This window comes from Streptococcus pseudopneumoniae, from assembly GCF_001074975.1.
Lineage (GTDB): Bacteria > Bacillota > Bacilli > Lactobacillales > Streptococcaceae > Streptococcus > Streptococcus pseudopneumoniae_D.
On sequence record NZ_JUUO01000121.1, the window covers coordinates 45167 to 64315 of the forward strand.

Sequence of the window (19149 nt, forward strand, 5' to 3'; positions counted from 1 at the left end):
TCTAAGTGAACTGCTTATTCTTGTTCAGCAGCTTCTTCTGTTGCTTCCGCTTTTGTTGCTTTTTCAGCTTCTTCAGCTTCAAAGGCTGCTTTAGCCTCTTGTGCTGCTTTTTCGCGGGCTTTTTCAAGGTCATCTACGTGGATGACATCTTCGTCCATTCCTTCATCCAAGTCGCGAAGTTCCACTTCTTGGTCATCTTCGTCTAGGACACGCATGTCAAGACCAAGAGATTGCAATTCTTTGACAAGAACTCGGAAGGATTCTGGAACACCTGGTTTTGGAATTGGTTTTCCTTTTGTAATAGCTTCATAAGCTTTCAAACGTCCGTTGATATCGTCAGACTTGTAAGTCAAGATTTCTTGAAGGACATTTGACGCACCGTAGGCTTCAAGAGCCCAAACCTCCATCTCACCAAAACGTTGTCCACCAAACTGAGCTTTACCTCCGAGTGGTTGTTGAGTAACGGTTGAGTATGGTCCGACTGAACGCGCGTGCAATTTATCGTCAACCATGTGGTGGAGTTTGATCATGTACATGACTCCGACAGAAACACGGTTATCAAACGGTTCACCAGTACGTCCATCGTAAAGGATTGTTTTGGCATCGCTATCCATACCAGCTTCTTTAACAGTTGACCAAAGATCTTCAGAACTTGCTCCGTCAAAGACTGGTGTTGCGATGTGGATTCCAAGAGTACGAGCCGCCATACCAAGGTGGAGCTCCATAACCTGACCGATATTCATACGTGATGGCACCCCAAGTGGGTTCAACATGATATCGACTGGAGTTCCGTCTGGAAGGTAAGGCATATCTTCTACAGGAACGATACGAGAGACAACCCCTTTGTTTCCGTGACGTCCAGCCATCTTATCTCCGACCTTGATCTTACGTTTTTGAGCGATGTAGACGCGAACCAGCATATTAACACCTGATTGCAATTCGTCTCCATTTGCACGTGTAAAGATCTTAACATCACGAACGACACCATCGGCACCGTGTGGTACACGAAGAGAAGTGTCACGCACTTCACGAGATTTGTCACCGAAGATAGCATGCAAGAGGCGTTCTTCAGCTGAAAGGTCTTTCTCACCCTTAGGCGTTACTTTACCTACAAGGATATCACCTTCTTTAACCTCAGCACCGATACGGATAATCCCCATTTCGTCAAGGTCTTTGAGGGCATCTTCCCCAACGTTTGGAATTTCGCGAGTGATTTCTTCAGGCCCAAGCTTTGTATCGCGTGTTTCTGATTCGTATTCTTCAAGGTGAACAGATGTATAGACATCGTCTTTCACCAAGCGTTCGCTCATGATAACGGCATCCTCGAAGTTGTAACCTTCCCAAGTCATGTAGGCAACGATTGGGTTTTGTCCAAGCGCCATTTCCCCATTTTCCATAGAAGGTCCGTCAGCGATAAAGTCACCTTTTTCTACAAGATCACCAACTCGAACAAGGGTACGTTGGTTGTAGGCAGTACCTGAGTTTGAACGACGGAATTTTTGAATATGGTAAACATCCAATGAACCATCTTCACGACGAACTTCTACCTTGTCCGCATCCGCATAGGTAACCTTACCGTCATACTGAGCAATTACAGCCGCTCCTGAGTCATGGGCCGCTTGGTATTCCATACCAGTACCAACGTAAGGTGCTTGAGGATTGATCAACGGCACAGCCTGACGTTGCATGTTGGCTCCCATGAGGGCACGGTTGGAGTCATCGTTTTCCAAGAAAGGAATACATGCTGTCGCAACGGCAACTACCTGTTTTGGTGAAACGTCCATGTAATCAACAATATTAGCTGGATACTCTTGGTTGACCCCTTGGTGACGTCCCATGACAACTTTCTCAGCAAATGTTCCATCTTCATTCAGACGAGAATTAGCCTGCGCTACAGTAAATTCATCTTCTTCATCGGCTGTCAACCAAACGATTTCGTTTGTGACAACACCTGTTTCACGATCAACCTTACGGTATGGTGTTTGAACAAAACCATATTTGTTCAAGTGTCCGTAAGATGACAAGTTATTAATCAAACCGATGTTAGGTCCTTCAGGTGTCTCGATTGGACACATACGACCATAGTGAGTGTAGTGCACGTCACGGACTTCATATCCAGCGCGGTCACGTGTCAAACCACCAGGTCCTAAGGCTGACAAACGGCGTTTGTGAGACAACTCAGAAAGCGGGTTGTGTTGGTCCATGAACTGTGACAACTGTGATGAACCAAAGAATTCTTTAACCGCAGCTGTTACAGGACGGATATTGATAATTTGTTGTGGTGTCAAGACTTCGTTGTCTTGAACAGACATACGTTCACGGACATTACGTTCCATACGAGAAAGTCCAAGACGTACTTGGTTGGCAAGCAATTCACCAACCGCACGGATACGACGGTTTCCAAGGTGGTCGATATCATCTACACGGCCAAGTCCTTCAGCCAAGTTGAGGAAGTAGCTCATTTCAGCAAGAATATCTGCAGGAGTGACGATACGAACCTTGTCATCTGGATTAGCATTACCGATGATCGTTACGACACGGTCTGGATCAGTTGGTGCAACAACCTTGAATTTTTGAAGAACAACTGGCTCAGTCACAACGGCTGCATCATTCGGAATGTAAACAATCTTGTTCAAATCACCATCCAAATGGCTTTCAATACTTTCAATCACGCTACGAGTCATGATTGTACCAGCTTCTACCAAGATTTCTCCTGTTTCAGGATCTACCAATGGCTCTGCAATGGTTTGGTTGAGCAAACGTGTTTTAACATTGAGTTTTTTATTGATCTTATAACGACCAACTGCTGCCAAGTCATAGCGACGCGGGTCAAAGAAACGAGCCACAAGCAAGCTACGTGAGCTTTCAGCAGTCTTAGGCTCACCTGGACGAAGGCGTTCATAAATTTCTTTCAAGGCTTCGTCTGTACGAGAGTCCATTGGGTTCTTGTGGATATCTTTTTCAACAGTGTTGCGAACCAATTCACTATCACCAAAGATATCAAAGATTTCATCATCACCTGAGAAACCAAGCGCACGAACCAAGGTCGTAAATGGAATCTTACGAGTACGGTCGATACGAGTGTAGGCAATATCTTTTGAGTCGCTTTCAAGTTCCAACCAAGCTCCACGGTTGGGGATAACAGTTGAACCGTAGCCCACTTTACCGTTTTTATCTACTTTATCATTAAAGTAAACACCTGGTGAGCGGACCAACTGAGATACGATGATACGTTCACCACCATTGATGATGAAGGTACCCATTTCTGTCATGATTGGGAAATCACCAAAGAAAACTTCTTGGGTTTTAATTTCGCCTGTTTCTTTATTGATCAAGCGGAAGGTTACAAAAATTGGTGCCGAGTAGCTAGCATCGTGGATACGAGCTTCTTCTAGCGTGTATTTTGGTTCCTTGATTTCATATCCAACAAATTCCAACTCCATTGTGTCTGTGAAGTTTGAAATTGGCAATACATCTTCAAACACTTCCTTAAGACCGTGGTCTAGGAAAGCTTTGAATGAATCAGTTTGAATTTCAATCAAATTTGGTAAGTCAAGAACTTCTTTGATTCTTGAAAAACTACGACGGGTACGATGTTTCCCGTATTGAACGTCATGTCCTGCCAAGATGATTCTCCTTTGTAAATAAGTTCCAAGCCTTGTCAATCAGGCTTTCTAATCGTCATATGGTTGTAAAACCCTTATCACCGTGTCCTATTGACGAATTTTCAGAATCTTTAAGTCTTTGTTACAAATTCTTGAAATCCTGAAAAAAAGCACAAAAAGAGCAGCTAAATCTGACTTTTTCAGAAGATTTAACTGCTGTGAGCCTTGTCTGGACAATATTTCAGACAAAACCTACGACAAATGATTACTCATATTATACCCTATTTAGCTAGATTTTTCAAGGGGATTGACGATTTTTTGACGAAATCTTTTCCTATAGAAAACTGAGTTTTTCTTTTAAAAATGTGATGAGTTCCATTTGCTCTTTGTAAATGTCATTTTTCCTATACCTATTTTATAAAAAATATAATAAATCTCTATTTTGATATTTTATCATATGTTGTTTTTCTTGACTTTACTTGGTTTTTATTTTAATATATATGTATAAATATAAAAGAATTTTAGTTCAATTACTTCAAAAACTTCCCAAAATTCGTGTTTTGGTCATTAGTCATCTAGATAGTGAGCACGCACAAAACCTAATTGACACCCTTTCCCACTACGGTAACAATCTCTATCTGTTTGACTCTTGGGAAAAGTCCAGTATCTCTTCCTCAATCTTCAATCAAATTCCACACGATATTGTTATCACTACCTTCCCTGTTTCCAACTGTCCGAAACCCATTATTTGTAGTCGGAATCTTTCTACTGTAGAACTATTTCACCACCTCCACCTTTTGGGTTCACAAATTCATAAAGAAAGACTAGCTTAGTCGTAACAGAAAACCTGTTGCGATTTTCTTTTGTTTTAATTTTGAGAAAACGCTTGCATATTATTTTACTACATGCTATACTGATATAGAAATTTATTGATTGGAGAATCATCATGAGAAAAACACCAGCTCAAACTGAGAAAAAAATGGTCTACAGCATCCGTTCCCTCAAAAATGGAACTGGTTCTGTCCTTATCGGCGCAAGCCTTGTCCTACTTGCTATGGCTACGCCAACTATCTCAGCCAACGAAAGTACACCAACCACTAACGCAAGTAATAGTGAAACTACTACTGCCCTTGCCCAACCTCTTACTGATGCAACAAACATCGCTGGCAAGAACGAAAGCGATTTTTCTTCACCTAACAATGCAAACGCTTCCCTAGAGAAAAAAGAAGAAAAACCTGCAACAGAGCCAACCACTCCTGTTGCAAGCCCAGCCGATTCAGCACCACAAACTGGACAAGATCGTTCAAGTGAGACAACTACTTCTACGAGTCCAGTAACGACTGAAACTAAGGCAGAAGAGCCAATCGAAGACAACTACTTCCGTATCCATGTCAAAAAACTTCCTGAAGAAAACAAGGATGCTCAAGGACTATGGACTTGGGACGATGTTGAAAAACCTTCTGAAAATTGGCCAAACGGAGCCCTGTCCTTTAAGGATGCCAAAAAAGATGACTACGGCTATTACCTAGATGTCAAATTAAAGGGAGAACAAGCCAAGAAAATTAGCTTCCTCATCAATAATACAGCTGGAAAAAATCTAACCGGCGATAAATCGGCCGAAAAACTAGTTCCAAAAATGAACGAGGCTTGGTTAGACCAAGATTACAAGGTTTTCTCTTACGAGCCACAACCTGCAGGAACTGTTCGCGTCAACTATTACCGTACAGATGGCAACTATGACAAGAAATCTCTCTGGTACTGGGGAGATGTGAAAAATCCAAGTAGTGGTGAATGGCCTAACGGAACAGACTTTACGGCCACAGGCAAATACGGTCGCTATATCGATATTCCACTCAAAGATGCAGCTAAAGACCTTGGATTTTTATTATTAGACAGAAGCAAGCAAGGAGATGACGTGAAAATCCGTAAAGAAGATTATAAGTTCACAGATTTGAAAAACCATAGCCAAATTTTCCTAAAAGACGATGATGAATCGATTTACACAAATCCATACTATGTCCATGATATCCGTATGACAGGGGCTCAGCACGTAGGCACTTCTAGCATTGAGAGTAGTTTTTCAACACTTGTCGGTGCCAAAAAAGAGGATATCCTCAAGCACTCCAACATCACTAATCACCTAGGAGAAAAAGTAGCTATTACCGATGTCGCAATCGATGAAGCCGGCAAGAAAGTGACCTACAGCGGAGATTTCTCTGACACACAACATCCTTATACAGTTAGCTACAACTCTGACAAATTCACTACCAAAACAAGCTGGCGTCTTAAAGATGAGACTTACAGCTATGATGGTAAACTTGGAGCTGACCTCAAAGAAAATGGAAAACAGGTTGATTTAACTCTCTGGTCACCAAGTGCTGATAAGGTTTCTGTTGTTGTCTACGACAAGAATGACCCTGAAAAAGTGGTTGGAACTGTCGCTCTTGAAAAAGGGGAAAGAGGAACTTGGAAACAAACTCTAGATAGCACAAACAAACTAGGCATCACAGATTTCACTGGCTACTATTATCAATACCAAATCGAGCGTCAAGGTAAAACTGTTCTTGCACTCGATCCTTACGCTAAATCTCTCGCTGCTTGGAATAGTGACGATGCTAAGATTGACGATGCCCATAAAGTGGCTAAAGCTGCCTTTGTAAATCCAGCTAAACTAGGACCTCAAGACTTGACTTATGGTAAGATTCACAACTTCAAGACTCGTGAAGATGCCGTTATCTACGAAGCTCATGTGCGTGACTTCACTTCAGATCCTGCCATTGCAAAAGACTTGACCAAACCATTTGGTACCTTTGAAGCCTTTATTGAAAAACTAGACTATCTCAAAGACTTGGGTGTGACCCACATCCAGCTCCTTCCAGTCTTGTCTTACTACTTTGTCAATGAATTGAAAAACCATGAACGCTTGTCTGAATATGCTTCAAGCAACAGCAACTACAACTGGGGATATGACCCTCAAAACTACTTCTCCTTGACTGGTATGTATTCAAGCGATCCTAAAAATCCAGAAAAACGAATCGCAGAATTCAAAAACCTCATCAATGAAATCCACAAACGTGGCATGGGAGCTATCCTGGACGTAGTTTACAACCATACAGCCAAAGTCGATATCTTTGAAGATTTAGAACCAAACTACTACCACTTTATGGATGCTGATGGTACACCTCGCACTAGCTTTGGTGGTGGACGTTTGGGAACAACCCATCATATGACCAAACGACTCCTAGTTGACTCTATCAAATATCTAGTTGATACCTACAAAGTGGATGGATTCCGCTTCGATATGATGGGAGACCATGATGCAGCTTCTATTGAAGAAGCTTACAAGGCCGCACGCGCCCTCAATCCAAACCTAATCATGCTTGGTGAAGGTTGGAGAACCTATGCTGGTGATGAGAACATGCCTACTAAAGCTGCTGATCAAGATTGGATGAAACATACCGATACTGTCGCTGTCTTTTCAGATGACATCCGTAACAACCTCAAATCTGGTTATCCAAACGAAGGTCAACCTGCCTTTATCACAGGTGGCAAGCGTGATATCAACACTATCTTCAAAAATCTCATTGCTCAACCAACCAACTTTGAAGCAGACAGTCCTGGAGATGTCATCCAATACATCGCAGCACATGATAACTTGACCCTCTTTGACATCATCGCTCAGTCTATTAAAAAAGACCCAAGCAAGGCTGAGAACTATGCTGAAATCCATCGTCGTTTGCGACTTGGAAATCTCATGGTCTTAACAGCTCAAGGAACTCCGTTTATCCACTCCGGTCAGGAATATGGACGTACTAAACAATTCCGTGACCCAGCCTACAAAACTCCAGTAGCAGAGGACAAACAACCAAACAAATCTCACTTGTTGCGTGATAAGGACGGCAATCCATTTGACTATCCTTACTTCATCCATGACTCTTACGATTCGAGCGATGCTGTCAACAAATTTGACTGGACTAAGGCTACAGATGGAAAAGCCTATCCTGAAAATGTCAAGAGCCGTGACTATATGAAAGGGTTGATTGCCCTTCGTCAATCTACAGATGCCTTCCGACTTAAGAGTCTCCAAGATATCAAAGACCGTGTCCACCTCATCACTGTTCCAGGCCAAAATGGTGTGGCAAAAGAGGACGTGGTAATTGGCTACCAAATCACTGCTCCAAATGGGGATATCTACGCAGTCTTTGTCAATGCGGACGCAAAAGCTCGTGAATTTAATTTAGGAACTGCATTTGCACATCTAAGAAACGCTGAAGTTTTAGCAGATGAAAACCAAGCAGGACCAGTCGGAATTGCCAACCCTCAAGGCCTTGAATGGACTGATAAAGGATTAAGACTGAACGCTCTTACGGCTGTGGTTCTCCGCTTGTCCCAAGGTGGTGCCATTGTCGCTCCAACTGTGGAAGAAAAGCCAGAATTTGATCTTTCTAGCTTAAAACAAGAACAAGGTCACAATAATGGTCAAGACAATATTTCAAATCGAGTAGACAAACCTGAACATCAAGATCCAGCTCCACAAGCTAGACCTGATTCTACTAAACCGGATGCAAAAGTAGCTGATGCGGAAAATAAACCTAGCCAAGCTACAACTGATTCACAAGCTTCACAACCAGAGCAAGAAGCACAAGCATCATCTGTAAAAGAGGCGGTTCAAAACGAATCGGTAGAAAACTCTAGCAAGGAAAATATACCTGCACCCCTAGCTAAACAAGCTGAACTTCCAAATACAGGAATCAAAAACGATAACAAACTCCTGTTGGCAGGAATCAGTATCCTTGCCCTTCTAGGTCTCGGTTTCTTACTAAAAAACAAAAAAGAGAACTAAACTAGCCCTCCTATAGAAAAATCCCCCAAGCCTTAACGCACGGGGGATTGATTTTTGTACAATATTTATTGTCCTAATAAGCCTGATTAGGATTTTTTATTAAGTCTCTTTCATAGCAAAGTAAGCCCGTACTTTTGGAGCCACTTGCGTGCCGAAGAGTTCAATAGCTCTCAGAACCTGGTCATGAGGCATGGAACCAAGCGGTAGATGGAGCATGAAGCGGTCCAATCCTAAATCCTCTATCATGCGAACCAATTTTTCTGCCACCTGATCTGGATTGCCCACAAACATAGCGCCATTTGGCCCAACTTGCTCCAAATATTGCTCATAATGCAACTCCTGCCAATGCGGACGGTCTTTGGAAATAGCATCCACCACTTGCTTGGTCGGATGGAAATAATCTTTCACAGCCTGCTCGCCATCTTCAGCAATCCAGCCCCAAGAATGGGCTCCAACCTTTAGTTCATGACTGGCATGACCCGCTTCGCTCCCAATCTCACGATAAGCCTGAATCAACTTTTTAAAATAACGCGGATTGCCACCAATAATGGCATAAACAATCGGTAGGCCTGCCTGAGCAATCTTCACTGTTGATTCGACATGACCACCTGTCGCTATCCACAAGGGTAATTTGTCCTGAACTGGACGAGGATAGACTTCTTTGCCAGAAATTGTTTGGGTCAATCGACCTTGCCAATCTAACTTGGTCTTTTCATTGACTAACTGGAGCAAGTCTAATTTCTCATCAAAAAGGGCTTCGTAGTCTTTCAAATCATAGCCAAACAAGGGGAAAGATTCCGTGAAAGAACCCCTCCCAGCCATAATCTCCGCTCGTCCATTTGACAAAGCATCGATAGTGGCATACTGTTGAAACAAACGAATAGGGTCCATACTCGAGAGAATGCTGACTGCACTGGTCAAACGGATTTTCTTGGTATTGACTGCCCCAGCTGCCAGAACAATCTCTGGGGCTGATACTGCAAAATCCGCTCGATGGTGTTCATCAATCCCATACACATCCAAACCAACCTTGTCAGCCAGTTCAATCTCTGTCAGCAACTGGCGAATGCGTTCGGCATGACTGTAAGTCTGCCCAGTTCCTTCAAGCTCCGTTGTTTCACCAAATGTTGAAATTCCCAATTCTATCACTGTGATTCCCCCTGTCTATTTCTGCCCTTCAATTTGAAAAATTATTCTAACACGAATCTTGACTACAAGCAACCAATCTGCTCACAAGAAAAAGCCTAGATAACTAGACTTTTTTAGCTTATTCTACCGTTACTGACTTAGCAAGGTTACGTGGTTTGTCCACATCAAGTCCACGGTGGAGTGTTGCAAAGTAAGCGACCAATTGCGTTGGTACAACCATTGAAATTGGTGAGAGGTAAGGGTGTACAGCTGTAAGGACGATATCGTCTGTCTCTTTAGCAACATTTTCTTCTGCGATAGTGAGAACCTTAGCACCACGAGCTGCCACCTCTTGGATATTTCCACGAGTGTGGTTGGCAAGAACTGGGTCTGACAAGAGCGCTAAGACAGGCGTTCCTTCTTCAATCAAGGCAATGGTTCCGTGCTTAAGTTCTCCTGCCGCAAATCCTTCACACTGAATGTAAGAAATCTCTTTGAGTTTGAGACTTGCCTCCATGGCTACGTAGTAATCTTGACCACGTCCGATATAAAAGGCGTTACGAGTTGTTTCGAGAAGCTCACGAACCTTAGCTTCAATGGTTTCTTTCTCTGAAAGAGTTGATTCGATAGACTGGGCTACAATTGACAATTCATGAACCAAATCAAAGGCTTGCGCTTTGACATTGCCATTTGCTTCTCCAACTGCTTTTGCCAGGAAGGCAAGGGCTGCAATTTGTGCTGTATAGGCTTTAGTTGATGCCACGGCAATTTCAGGACCCGCGTGAAGAAGCATAGTATGGTTAGCTTCACGTGACAGAGTTGATCCTGGCACATTTGTCACTGTCAAACTTGGAATACCCATTTCATTGGCCTTAACCAAAACCTGACGGCTATCCGCTGTTTCACCAGACTGACTGATAAAGATGAAGAGTGGTTTCTTGCTGAGAAGTGGCATACCATAGCCCCACTCAGATGAGATTCCAAGTTCAACTGGCGTATCTGTCAATTCTTCCAGCATCTTCTTAGAAGCAAATCCTGCGTGGTAAGATGTTCCAGCTGCAAGAATATAGATGCGGTCTGCGTCTTGAACAGCCTTGATGATAGCTGGATCAACGACTACTTGACCAGACTCATCTGTGTAGGCTTGGATGAGTTTACGCATAACCGTTGGTTGCTCATCAATTTCTTTAAGCATGTAGTAAGGGTAAGTTCCCTTACCGATATCTGACAAGTCTAGCTCAGCAGTGTAGCTAGCACGCTCACGACTATTGCCTTCATAGTCTTGCACTTCGACGCTATCAGCCTTGACGATTACCAACTCTTGGTCATGAATTTCCATGTACTGGTTGGTTTCACGAATCATAGCCATGGCATCTGAGCAGACCATGTTGTAGCCTTCCCCAAGACCAATCAAAAGTGGTGATTTATTCTTAGCCACGTAGATGACTTCAGGATCTTGTGAGTCAACCAAGGCAAAGGCATAAGAACCACGAATGATATGAAGGGCTTTTTTGAAGGCTTCAAGAACAGAAAGACCTTCTTCTTCAGCAAATTTTCCAATTAAGTGAACAGCGATTTCAGTATCTGTTTGCCCTTTGAAGTGGTGACCTGCAAGGTATTCTTCCTTGATTTCAAGATAGTTCTCAATCACCCCATTGTGAACCAAGACAAAACGTTCTGTCTCAGAGCGGTGTGGGTGAGCATTGTCTTCCGTTGGTTTCCCGTGAGTCGCCCAACGAGTATGTCCGATACCAGTTGTTCCCTCAACACCAGCTGTCTTGGCAGACAATTCTGCAATACGACCAACAGCCTTCACCAAATGGTTCTCAGCACCACCTAGGACAAAAATTCCCGCAGAATCATAACCACGGTATTCGAGCTTTTCAAGCCCTTGAATCAAAATATCAGTTGCATTTGTGTTTCCAACAACACCAACAATTCCACACATAGTATATACGACACAGACCAGCTGTGCTTTCTCCTTAAAATTGGTATAGTCTAATTCCTCTTTTGTAGAATCAGCAAAAACAGTATATACTTGTTTCTTTCACTTGTCAAGAGTAAAAATTGGTATAGTTCAAATTAAGCACCTGCAAAAAACTCTGACCAATTATAATAATCAGTCAGAGTCCTTTTTTAAAATCCATTATTATCGCTTAATTCCTTGAACCAGTGCCCTGATTTTTTCAGACGACGTTCTTGCGTTTCCAAGTCTAGTTCGACCAAACCATAGCGATTTTTATAGCTGTTGAGCCATGACCAGCAGTCAATAAAAGTCCAAATCAAGTAGCCCTTACAATTGGCCCCATCTTCAATAGCACGGTGCAGTTCACGAAGATGACCTTTTACAAAGTCAATACGATAATCATCTTGAATCATTCCATCTTGACGGAATTTTTCCTCTCCTTCAACACCCATACCATTCTCAGTCAACATCCACTCGATATTACCATAATTTTCCTTAATATTTTGAGCAATGTCATAAATCCCCTGCTCATAAATCTCCCAGCCACGATGAGGATTGATTTTACGCCCAGGCATCACATAAGACTCATAAAAATGTTCTGGCAAGAGTGGACTCTCTGGATGCTTAGCAAATCGAGGCGCCATAACACGCAAAGGTTGATAGTAGTTGACACCAAGGAAGTCCACTGTATTGTCACGAATGAGCTCCAGCTCCTCCTCTGTAGCATCAGGCAAGAGACCATGTTCATGCAAGATTTCTACCAACTCCTGTGGATAAGTCCCCAAAACAGACGGATCTAAGAAAGATTGGGCCTGAAAAAGATCCGCAATACGAGCAGCTTTGACATCAGCAGGATGCTGGCTACGTGGATAAGCCGGTGTCAAGTTTAAGACAATCCCAATCTTGGAATCAGGTAAAAGTTCATGACAGGCCTTAACCGCCCGACTGCTGGCCAATTGTGTATAATAAGCTACTTTAACCGCTGCCTCTGCATCCACCTTATGTGGATAATGGGCATCGTAAAAATAGCCAAATTCTACAGGAACGATGGGCTCGTTAAAGGTAATCCATTGATCCACCAAATCTCCATAAGTCTCAAAACAAAAACGAGCATAGTCTTCATAGGCTGAGACCGTCGCCTTATTTTCCCAACCATCACCATCCTCTTGAAGGGCAAAAGGCAAATCAAAGTGGTAGAGATTGACTAAAAGACGAATCCCCTTAGCCTTAATAGCCTCAAAGACCTTACGATAGAAATCCACACCTTGAGGATTGACTTTTCCACAGCCTTGTGGAAAAATCCGTGACCACTGAATGGAAGTCCGAAAGGCCGTGTGACCAGTTTCCAACAAGAGCTCGATATCCTGTTCCCAGTTTTCATAAAAGGTCGATGTCTTATCTGGTCCAATCCCATTATAGTAACGATTTGGCTCCACTTGGTACCAGTAATCCCAGAGATTATCACCCTTACCGTCACCAGCTACACGTCCTTCTGTCTGCGGTCCAGAAGTAGAGGAGCCCCAGACAAAATCCTTTGGAAATTTTAGCATACATTTACCTCTTTATCTACTCTACTCTTCGAAAATCAAATTCAAACCACGTCAGCATCGCCTTGCCGTGCTCAAGTACAGCCTGCAGCTAGCTTTCTAGTTTGCTCTTTGATTTTCATTGAGTATCATTTTTCCCATTATATAGAAAAAACAAGGTAAAAACTAGTTACATTTTTTCCTTGTTTTTCTTCTGATTATAGTTTTTATTTCTTGCTGAGGATTTCAAGCGTTTCAAGTAAGTTATCTGCATGAACTTCGATGGTGTCACCAGTCGCTTTAATCTTAACTTCTACGATGCCATCGGCCGCTTTCTTCCCAACAATGATACGGATTGGAAGACCAATCAAGTCACTATCGCTAAATTTAACACCGACACGTTCGTTACGGTCATCTGTCAAGACTTCGTAACCAGCTCCCATCAAGCTTGCTTCAAGCTTTTCTGTCAAGGCTTGTGCTTCTTCGTCCTTGACATTGACAGTAATCAAGTGCACATCAAACGGTGCCAATTCTTTAGGGAAATTGATTCCCCAAGCGTAACGGTATTCACCTTTTGGTGTTTTGTTAACAAAGAGACGAGCGTGTTGCTCCATCACCGCTGAAAGGAGACGGCTGACACCGATACCGTAACATCCCATGATAATTGGCACAGCGCGGCCATTTTCATCCAAAACATCTGCTCCCATGCTTGCTGAGTAGCGAGTGCCGAGTTTGAAGATGTGACCAATTTCGATACCACGCGCAAAGTTAAGGACACCTTGTCCGTCTGGAGAAATTTCACCCTCACGAACTTCACGGATATCCACATATTCTGCAGTAAAGTCACGACCTGGGTTCACACCAGTCAAGTGATAACCATCTTCGTTAGCACCCACAACTGCATTGCGAACATCTTGCACCTTACGGTCTGCAACGATTTTAACATTCTCTGGCAAACCAACTGGTCCAAGTGAACCAAAACCTGCTTGAACAACATTTGATACTTCTTCTTCGCTAGCAACGTCAAAGAAATCTGCTCCCAAGTGGTTTTTCAACTTGACTTCGTTGAGTTGGTCATTTCCAACTAGAAGGGCTGCAACAAGTTCACCATCTGCCATGTAGAAGAGGGTTTTAATCGTTTGTTCTTCTGGAACATTGAGGAAGGCTGCAACTTCATCGATTGATTTAACATCTGGTGTTGCAACACGAGTCACTTCTTCTTCAGCGACAACACGGTTGCTTGGTTTGTACTCGTTTGTTGCCATTTCCAAGTTAGCCGCGTAGCTAGATTCACTTGAGTAAGCAATGGTATCTTCACCAGAGACCATCCATTTGAGCAATTCTGCCTTGATTTCTTCTTGCACTTCTGCAGGAATTTCGTCAAATGAGGCAACTGACTTGTCCAAGACAACCCAGCGGTCAAGGTCTGTACGAGCAGGTGTAATGGCCATAAATTCTTGGCTGTCCTTACCACCCATAGCTCCACCGTCACCAATGATAGCCTTGAAGTCTAAACCACTACGAGTGAAAATACGCTCATAGGCAGCCTTATACTCATCATAAACACTGTCCAAGCTATCATAGTTAGCGTGGAAACTGTACGCATCCTTCATGATAAACTCACGTGTACGGAGAAGTCCATTACGTGGGCGTTTTTCATCACGATACTTAGGCTGGATTTGGTAAAGGTTGAGTGGCAATTGCTTGTAAGACTTAACAGAATCACGGACAATAGCTGTAAAGGTTTCTTCGTGAGTTGGACCTAAGATAAAGTCTGATTTTTCACGATTTTTTAGTTTGTAAAGGTCTTCACCATAAGTTTCATAACGACCTGATTCGCGCCACAACTCTGCACTGAGAAGGGCAGGAGCCAACATCTCAACGGCACCAATCTTATCAAATTCTTGGCGCATGATGTTTTTGGCTTTTTCAATCACACGGTTGGCAAGTGGTAGGTAAGAATAAACACCTGCAGAAACTTGACGAACATAACCAGCTCGCAACATAAGAGCGTGGCTGATAACTTGAGCATCGCTTGGCATTTCGCGAAGCGTTGGGATAGGCATTTTACTTTGTTTCATAATATTCCTCGATTATCTAAAAAAGAGTCGCATAATGTCATTCCAGGTCACAGCAATCATCAAGACAACCATGATGACCACTCCGGCCAAGGTGACATAGGTTTCAATTTCTTGTTTCAATGGTTTGCGGCGGATGGCTTCTAGGATATTGAGCACAATCTTACCACCATCCAATGCTGGAATCGGAATAAGATTAAAAATCCCAATATTGATGGAAATCATTGCCAAGAAGTCCAAGACATTCTCAATTCCATTTTTAGCAGCATCACTACTTGCCTTAAAGATGGCAACAGGTCCACCTAGCTTGTTCAAATCCGGTTGGAAAATCAGATTTTTCAGAGCTGAGAGAATTCGGAGAGCCGAGTCGGCTGCAGTTGTAAATCCACCTACAAACATAGATACAAAATCTGACTTAATCCCCGGTTGAACACCTAGAAGGTAACGGCCTTGACTTTCCTCGGGTGTAACCGTAACTTGTTTGTCACTACCATTTTCATAAATAGTCACATCCAAAGTCGGGGCTGTCTTAGCTTTGGTTTCTGTCTCCACAGCCTGAATCAAGCTTTCCCAGTTGTTAATCTCATGTGAGCCAATCTTGGTAATCTGAGCCGTTTCTGGCACTCCTACCTTGGCCAAGGCCCCTTGGGGCATGACATGGAACTGGTTTGTTTCAACATCTCTGACACCACCCTGCATAAAGATTAAAATCCAGAAAACAACAACACCTAAGATAAAGTTGTTCATAGGACCTGCAAAGTTGGTAATCAGTTTTCCCCAGATAGTCGCATTTTGATATTGAACATCTAAAGGAGCAATCCGAACCTCAGTTCCATCTGCTTCCACAACCGTTGCATCGTGATCCACTGCAAATGTTTTTTCTTCTTCCAGAACCAAGCCCTTGATAAAGAGCTTATCTTCAAAGTCAAACTGGGTCACCTGCATAGGAAGAGCTGTTTGGTCCAATTTTTTACCTGAAAGATTGATGCGTTTAACTTTACCATCATCAGTAAGGGTCAAACTGACAGGAGTTCCTGTCTTGATTTCAGTCGTATCATCACCCCAACCAGCCATACGGACATAGCCACCCAGAGGCAAGATTCGAATGGTATAGGCCGTCCCGTCCTTACCAATGTGAGCAAAGATTTTTGGGCCCATACCGATGGCAAATTCACGCACTAGAATTCCTGACTTCTTGGCAAAGTAGAAGTGTCCGAACTCGTGCACCACCACAATAATCCCAAAAACCAGTATAAAGGTTAAAATTCCGAGCATTCTATCTTCCTTTCTCTAAAAGAGTCCAAATAAGTGCATGATTGGAAATACAAGCAACATACTGTCGAAACGATCCAAAACACCACCATGTCCAGGGATAAATTTCCCAGAATCCTTGACACCAAAGTGACGCTTAATCGAACTTTCTAGTAAATCACCAAATTGTCCAGCAATGCTAAAGAAAATAGCAAAGACTGACATCTTGTAAATTCCATACGGAAGAGCAACTGTCCTATCAACTATCATAAATATGATAGTTACTAAAATCGCACCTAAAATACCACCCAAGGCACCCTCAAAGGTTTTATTTGGAGAAACTGTCGGAGCTAATTTTCGTTTACCGTATCTCATCCCTACAAGATAGGCACCACTGTCTGTCGCCCAGACGATGCACAAGGCCAAGAGCGCCTTATCCAAACCGGCAACACGAGCATCTAGTAAAGCATTAAAACCAAAGCCCACATAGAAACTCATAGCAAGAGGGAAAACAGCATCCTCAATCGTATATGACTTGCTAAAAACAGTCGTTCCTAACATGATTGAAATCAAAACACTATAAGCAACCACATTCCCATCAACTGGCAAAAAAGTCAGGTAATTCTCCAAGGGAATGGTCAAGGCAAAGGTTGCAAAGAGGGTCAAAAGCCCCTCCATGGTCATGGTCTCTAAACCCCTCATCTTCAAAAGTTCATGCATTGCTAGCATGGCTATGATTCCGATGGCGATCTGAAGCAGAAGTCCCCCAATCATTAAAATTGGTAGGAAAATAGCCAGAGCAATCCCTGCGAACAAGGTTCTTTTTTGTAAATCCTTTGTCATATCTCCTCCTAAACTCCTCCAAATCGGCGATGACGACGATTGTAAGCAAGAATGGCTTCCTGCAAAGCCGACTCGTCAAAATCAGGCCACAAGGTATCCGTAAAATAGAGCTCACTATAGGCTCCCTGCCATGGAAGGAAATTGCTCAAACGCAATTCTCCACTAGTACGGATAATCAAGTCTGGGTCTCGTAACTCCTTAGGCAAATGCTGGGTGAAGAGATAGTTGCCAATTAATTCCTCTGTGATGTCACCTGGGTTGATTTTGGCATCTAACACATCCTGGGAAATCAACTTAAGAGCCTGTGTAATCTCAGCACGTCCACCATAGTTGAGGGCAAAATTAAGAATCAACCCTGTGTTGTTCTTAGTCAATTCCTCAGCTTTAGTCAGAGCTTCAAAGGTTTGCTTAGGCAGGCGGTCTGTCTCCCCAATCATTTGAATCTTAACATTATTCGCATGCAGTTCCGGGACATAATTGTCATAAAACTCTACTGGCAAGTTCATGATAAACTTGACTTCCTGATCTGGACGTGTCCAATTTTCCGTAGAAAAAGCATAGACCGTAATCACCTTAACCCCCAGTTTGTTGGCTGCCTTGGTCACAGTTTGCAATGCTTCCATGCCCGCCTTGTGTCCGAAGACCCGTGGTTGCATACGTTTTTTAGCCCAACGGCCATTCCCATCCATGATAATGCCAATATGAGCAGGAACCTGCGTCGGAACCTCTACTTCCACAGCCTTATCTTTCTTAAAAAATCCAAACATGATCTTATTCCTATTCAAAAATCTATCGTTTCATTATACCATATTTCTCCATTTTCTTCTATCACTAAGCTATTTATTCTCAGGCACAAAGCCCATTTTTCAAAAAAACGTAACTTCTCAAAGTAACTTCCACCTCTCTCCCAAAACTGGAAGTTAGTCTCAGACGACGAATGATGCTAGAATTAAGTCTGAGACTTTTCGTGAGGAGGCATCATGACGAAAAAACAAAAACATCTCACTCTAGAAGACCGTATTGACATTCAAACTGGAATCAGCCAACAGGAGACTTTCCGTTCCATCGCTGAGAAGATTGGAAAAGACCCGTCAACCATTTCAAAGGAAATCAAGCGCAATCGCATCATGCATCCAACATCCGTCAAATCTGATTGCACGGACTGTCCACTTCTCAAAAAAGCTCCTTATGTCTGTAACAACTGTCCAAAAAAGAGGACGGATTGTGGGTTTAACCGCTATCTTTACTATGCGAAAAAGGCGCAGGAACAGTACGAGACTATGTTGAGGGAATCCAGAGAGGGCATCCCCCTAAACCAGGAAAGTTTTTATCAGATGGACAAGATCTTAACCCAAGGCATCCAGAAGAAACAAAGTATCTACCATATCATTCAGACACATAACCTACCTGTGTCGAAAGCTACGGTGTATCGGCATGCCAAGCTGGGCTATCTGACAGCCAAGCCCATTGATTTCCCTCGGATGGTCAAGTTCAAGGCACGCAGAAAATYCAGAAAAGTAGCTATTCCCAAAGAGCTGAAAATTGGGCGGACCTAYCAAGATTTCCAAGAGTTACGAGAAACAGATGATTTCTTCAAATGGTTGGAAATGGACACGGTCATCGGCAGACCTGGTGGAAAGCTACTGCTCACCTTCAATGTTTCCTTCTGCAACTTCCTCTTCGCCTTGCTTTTGGACAACAAGACTGCTCTGGAGGTCGCCACTAAATTCGCAGCTTTGAAAGAAAGAGTCATGGACGGAGGGTATGCCTTCCATCAGCTATTCCCTGTCATTCTCACGGACAACGGATCTGAGTTCTCCTATGTGGAGGAGCTTGAGCGAGACATTGATGGGAAGTCTCACCTCTACTTCTGCGACCCTAGCCGTCCTGACCAGAAGGGGCGGATTGA

Annotated in this window: 10 protein-coding genes and 1 pseudogene; 3 read left to right on the forward strand and 8 right to left on the reverse strand. The window is 43.1% G+C overall.

Annotation, left to right across the window (positions count from 1 at the left end):
• Nucleotides 1-14: 14 nt before the first annotated feature.
• The gene (rpoB, locus tag ADI86_RS07935) at nt 15-3626 is read right to left on the reverse strand and encodes a DNA-directed RNA polymerase subunit beta (protein ID WP_049532505.1); all 3612 of its coding nucleotides are present in this window, start codon (nt 3624-3626) and stop codon (nt 15-17) included.
• A 494-nt stretch (nt 3627-4120) separates the two neighbouring features.
• Between rpoB and ADI86_RS11335 the strand changes: the two are divergent.
• Together ADI86_RS11335 and ADI86_RS07945 are read left to right on the forward strand one after the other, a co-directional pair.
• Nucleotides 4121-4438: pseudogene (locus tag ADI86_RS11335) on the forward strand (hypothetical protein); the annotation flags it as partial.
• Nucleotides 4439-4551: 113 nt separating this feature from the next.
• Entirely contained in the window at nt 4552-8448 is a 3897-nt protein-coding gene (locus tag ADI86_RS07945) for a pullulanase (RefSeq protein ID WP_049532507.1), read from the forward strand.
• Between the two features lie 99 nt (nt 8449-8547).
• Here ADI86_RS07945 and ADI86_RS07950 read toward each other — a convergent pair whose 3' ends face one another.
• The 7 genes from ADI86_RS07950 to ADI86_RS07980 all read right to left on the reverse strand — a co-directional run bounded on the left by ADI86_RS07950 (nt 8548) and on the right by ADI86_RS07980 (nt 18007).
• The gene (locus tag ADI86_RS07950) at nt 8548-9597 is read right to left on the reverse strand and encodes an LLM class flavin-dependent oxidoreductase (protein ID WP_049532508.1); all 1050 of its coding nucleotides are present in this window, start codon (nt 9595-9597) and stop codon (nt 8548-8550) included.
• Nucleotides 9598-9715: 118 nt separating this feature from the next.
• Entirely contained in the window at nt 9716-11524 is a 1809-nt protein-coding gene (glmS, locus tag ADI86_RS07955) for a glutamine--fructose-6-phosphate transaminase (isomerizing) (protein ID WP_049532509.1), read from the reverse strand.
• A gap of 188 nt (nt 11525-11712) precedes the next feature.
• Nucleotides 11713-13092 carry a 6-phospho-beta-glucosidase gene (gene bglA, locus ADI86_RS07960; RefSeq protein ID WP_049532510.1) on the reverse strand — a complete coding sequence of 460 codons (1380 nt, stop codon included), beginning with the start codon at nt 13090-13092 and terminating at the stop codon, nt 11713-11715.
• Between the two features lie 203 nt (nt 13093-13295).
• Entirely contained in the window at nt 13296-15149 is a 1854-nt protein-coding gene (locus ADI86_RS07965) for a proline--tRNA ligase (protein WP_049532511.1), read from the reverse strand.
• 12 nt (nt 15150-15161) lie between these two features.
• Complete coding sequence (gene rseP, locus ADI86_RS07970) at nt 15162-16421, reverse strand: RIP metalloprotease RseP (protein ID WP_049532512.1); 1260 nt, start codon at nt 16419-16421, stop codon at nt 15162-15164.
• 15 nt (nt 16422-16436) lie between these two features.
• Complete coding sequence (locus ADI86_RS07975) at nt 16437-17240, reverse strand: phosphatidate cytidylyltransferase (RefSeq protein ID WP_049532513.1); 804 nt, start codon at nt 17238-17240, stop codon at nt 16437-16439.
• Between the two features lie 8 nt (nt 17241-17248).
• Entirely contained in the window at nt 17249-18007 is a 759-nt protein-coding gene (locus ADI86_RS07980) for an isoprenyl transferase (RefSeq protein ID WP_049532514.1), read from the reverse strand.
• Nucleotides 18008-18220: 213 nt separating this feature from the next.
• Here ADI86_RS07980 and ADI86_RS07985 point away from each other — a divergent pair.
• On the forward strand, nt 18221-19149 hold a 929-nt coding region (locus ADI86_RS07985), incomplete at its 3' end, for a helix-turn-helix domain-containing protein (protein ID WP_049532515.1).

Bases quoted from the DNA above. Each gene is read 5' to 3' on its own strand.
- ADI86_RS07945 (WP_049532507.1), top strand. From the start codon at position 4,552: ATGAGAAAAACACCAGCTCAAACTGAGAAAAAAATGGTCTACAGCATC.
- glmS (WP_049532509.1), bottom strand. From the start codon at position 11,524: ATGTGTGGAATTGTTGGTGTTGTTGGAAACACAAATGCAACTGATATT.
- bglA (WP_049532510.1), bottom strand. From the start codon at position 13,092: ATGCTAAAATTTCCAAAGGATTTTGTCTGGGGCTCCTCTACTTCTGGA.
- ADI86_RS07965 (WP_049532511.1), bottom strand. From the start codon at position 15,149: ATGAAACAAAGTAAAATGCCTATCCCAACGCTTCGCGAAATGCCAAGC.
- rseP (WP_049532512.1), bottom strand. From the start codon at position 16,421: ATGCTCGGAATTTTAACCTTTATACTGGTTTTTGGGATTATTGTGGTG.
- ADI86_RS07975 (WP_049532513.1), bottom strand. From the start codon at position 17,240: ATGACAAAGGATTTACAAAAAAGAACCTTGTTCGCAGGGATTGCTCTG.
- ADI86_RS07980 (WP_049532514.1), bottom strand. From the start codon at position 18,007: ATGTTTGGATTTTTTAAGAAAGATAAGGCTGTGGAAGTAGAGGTTCCG.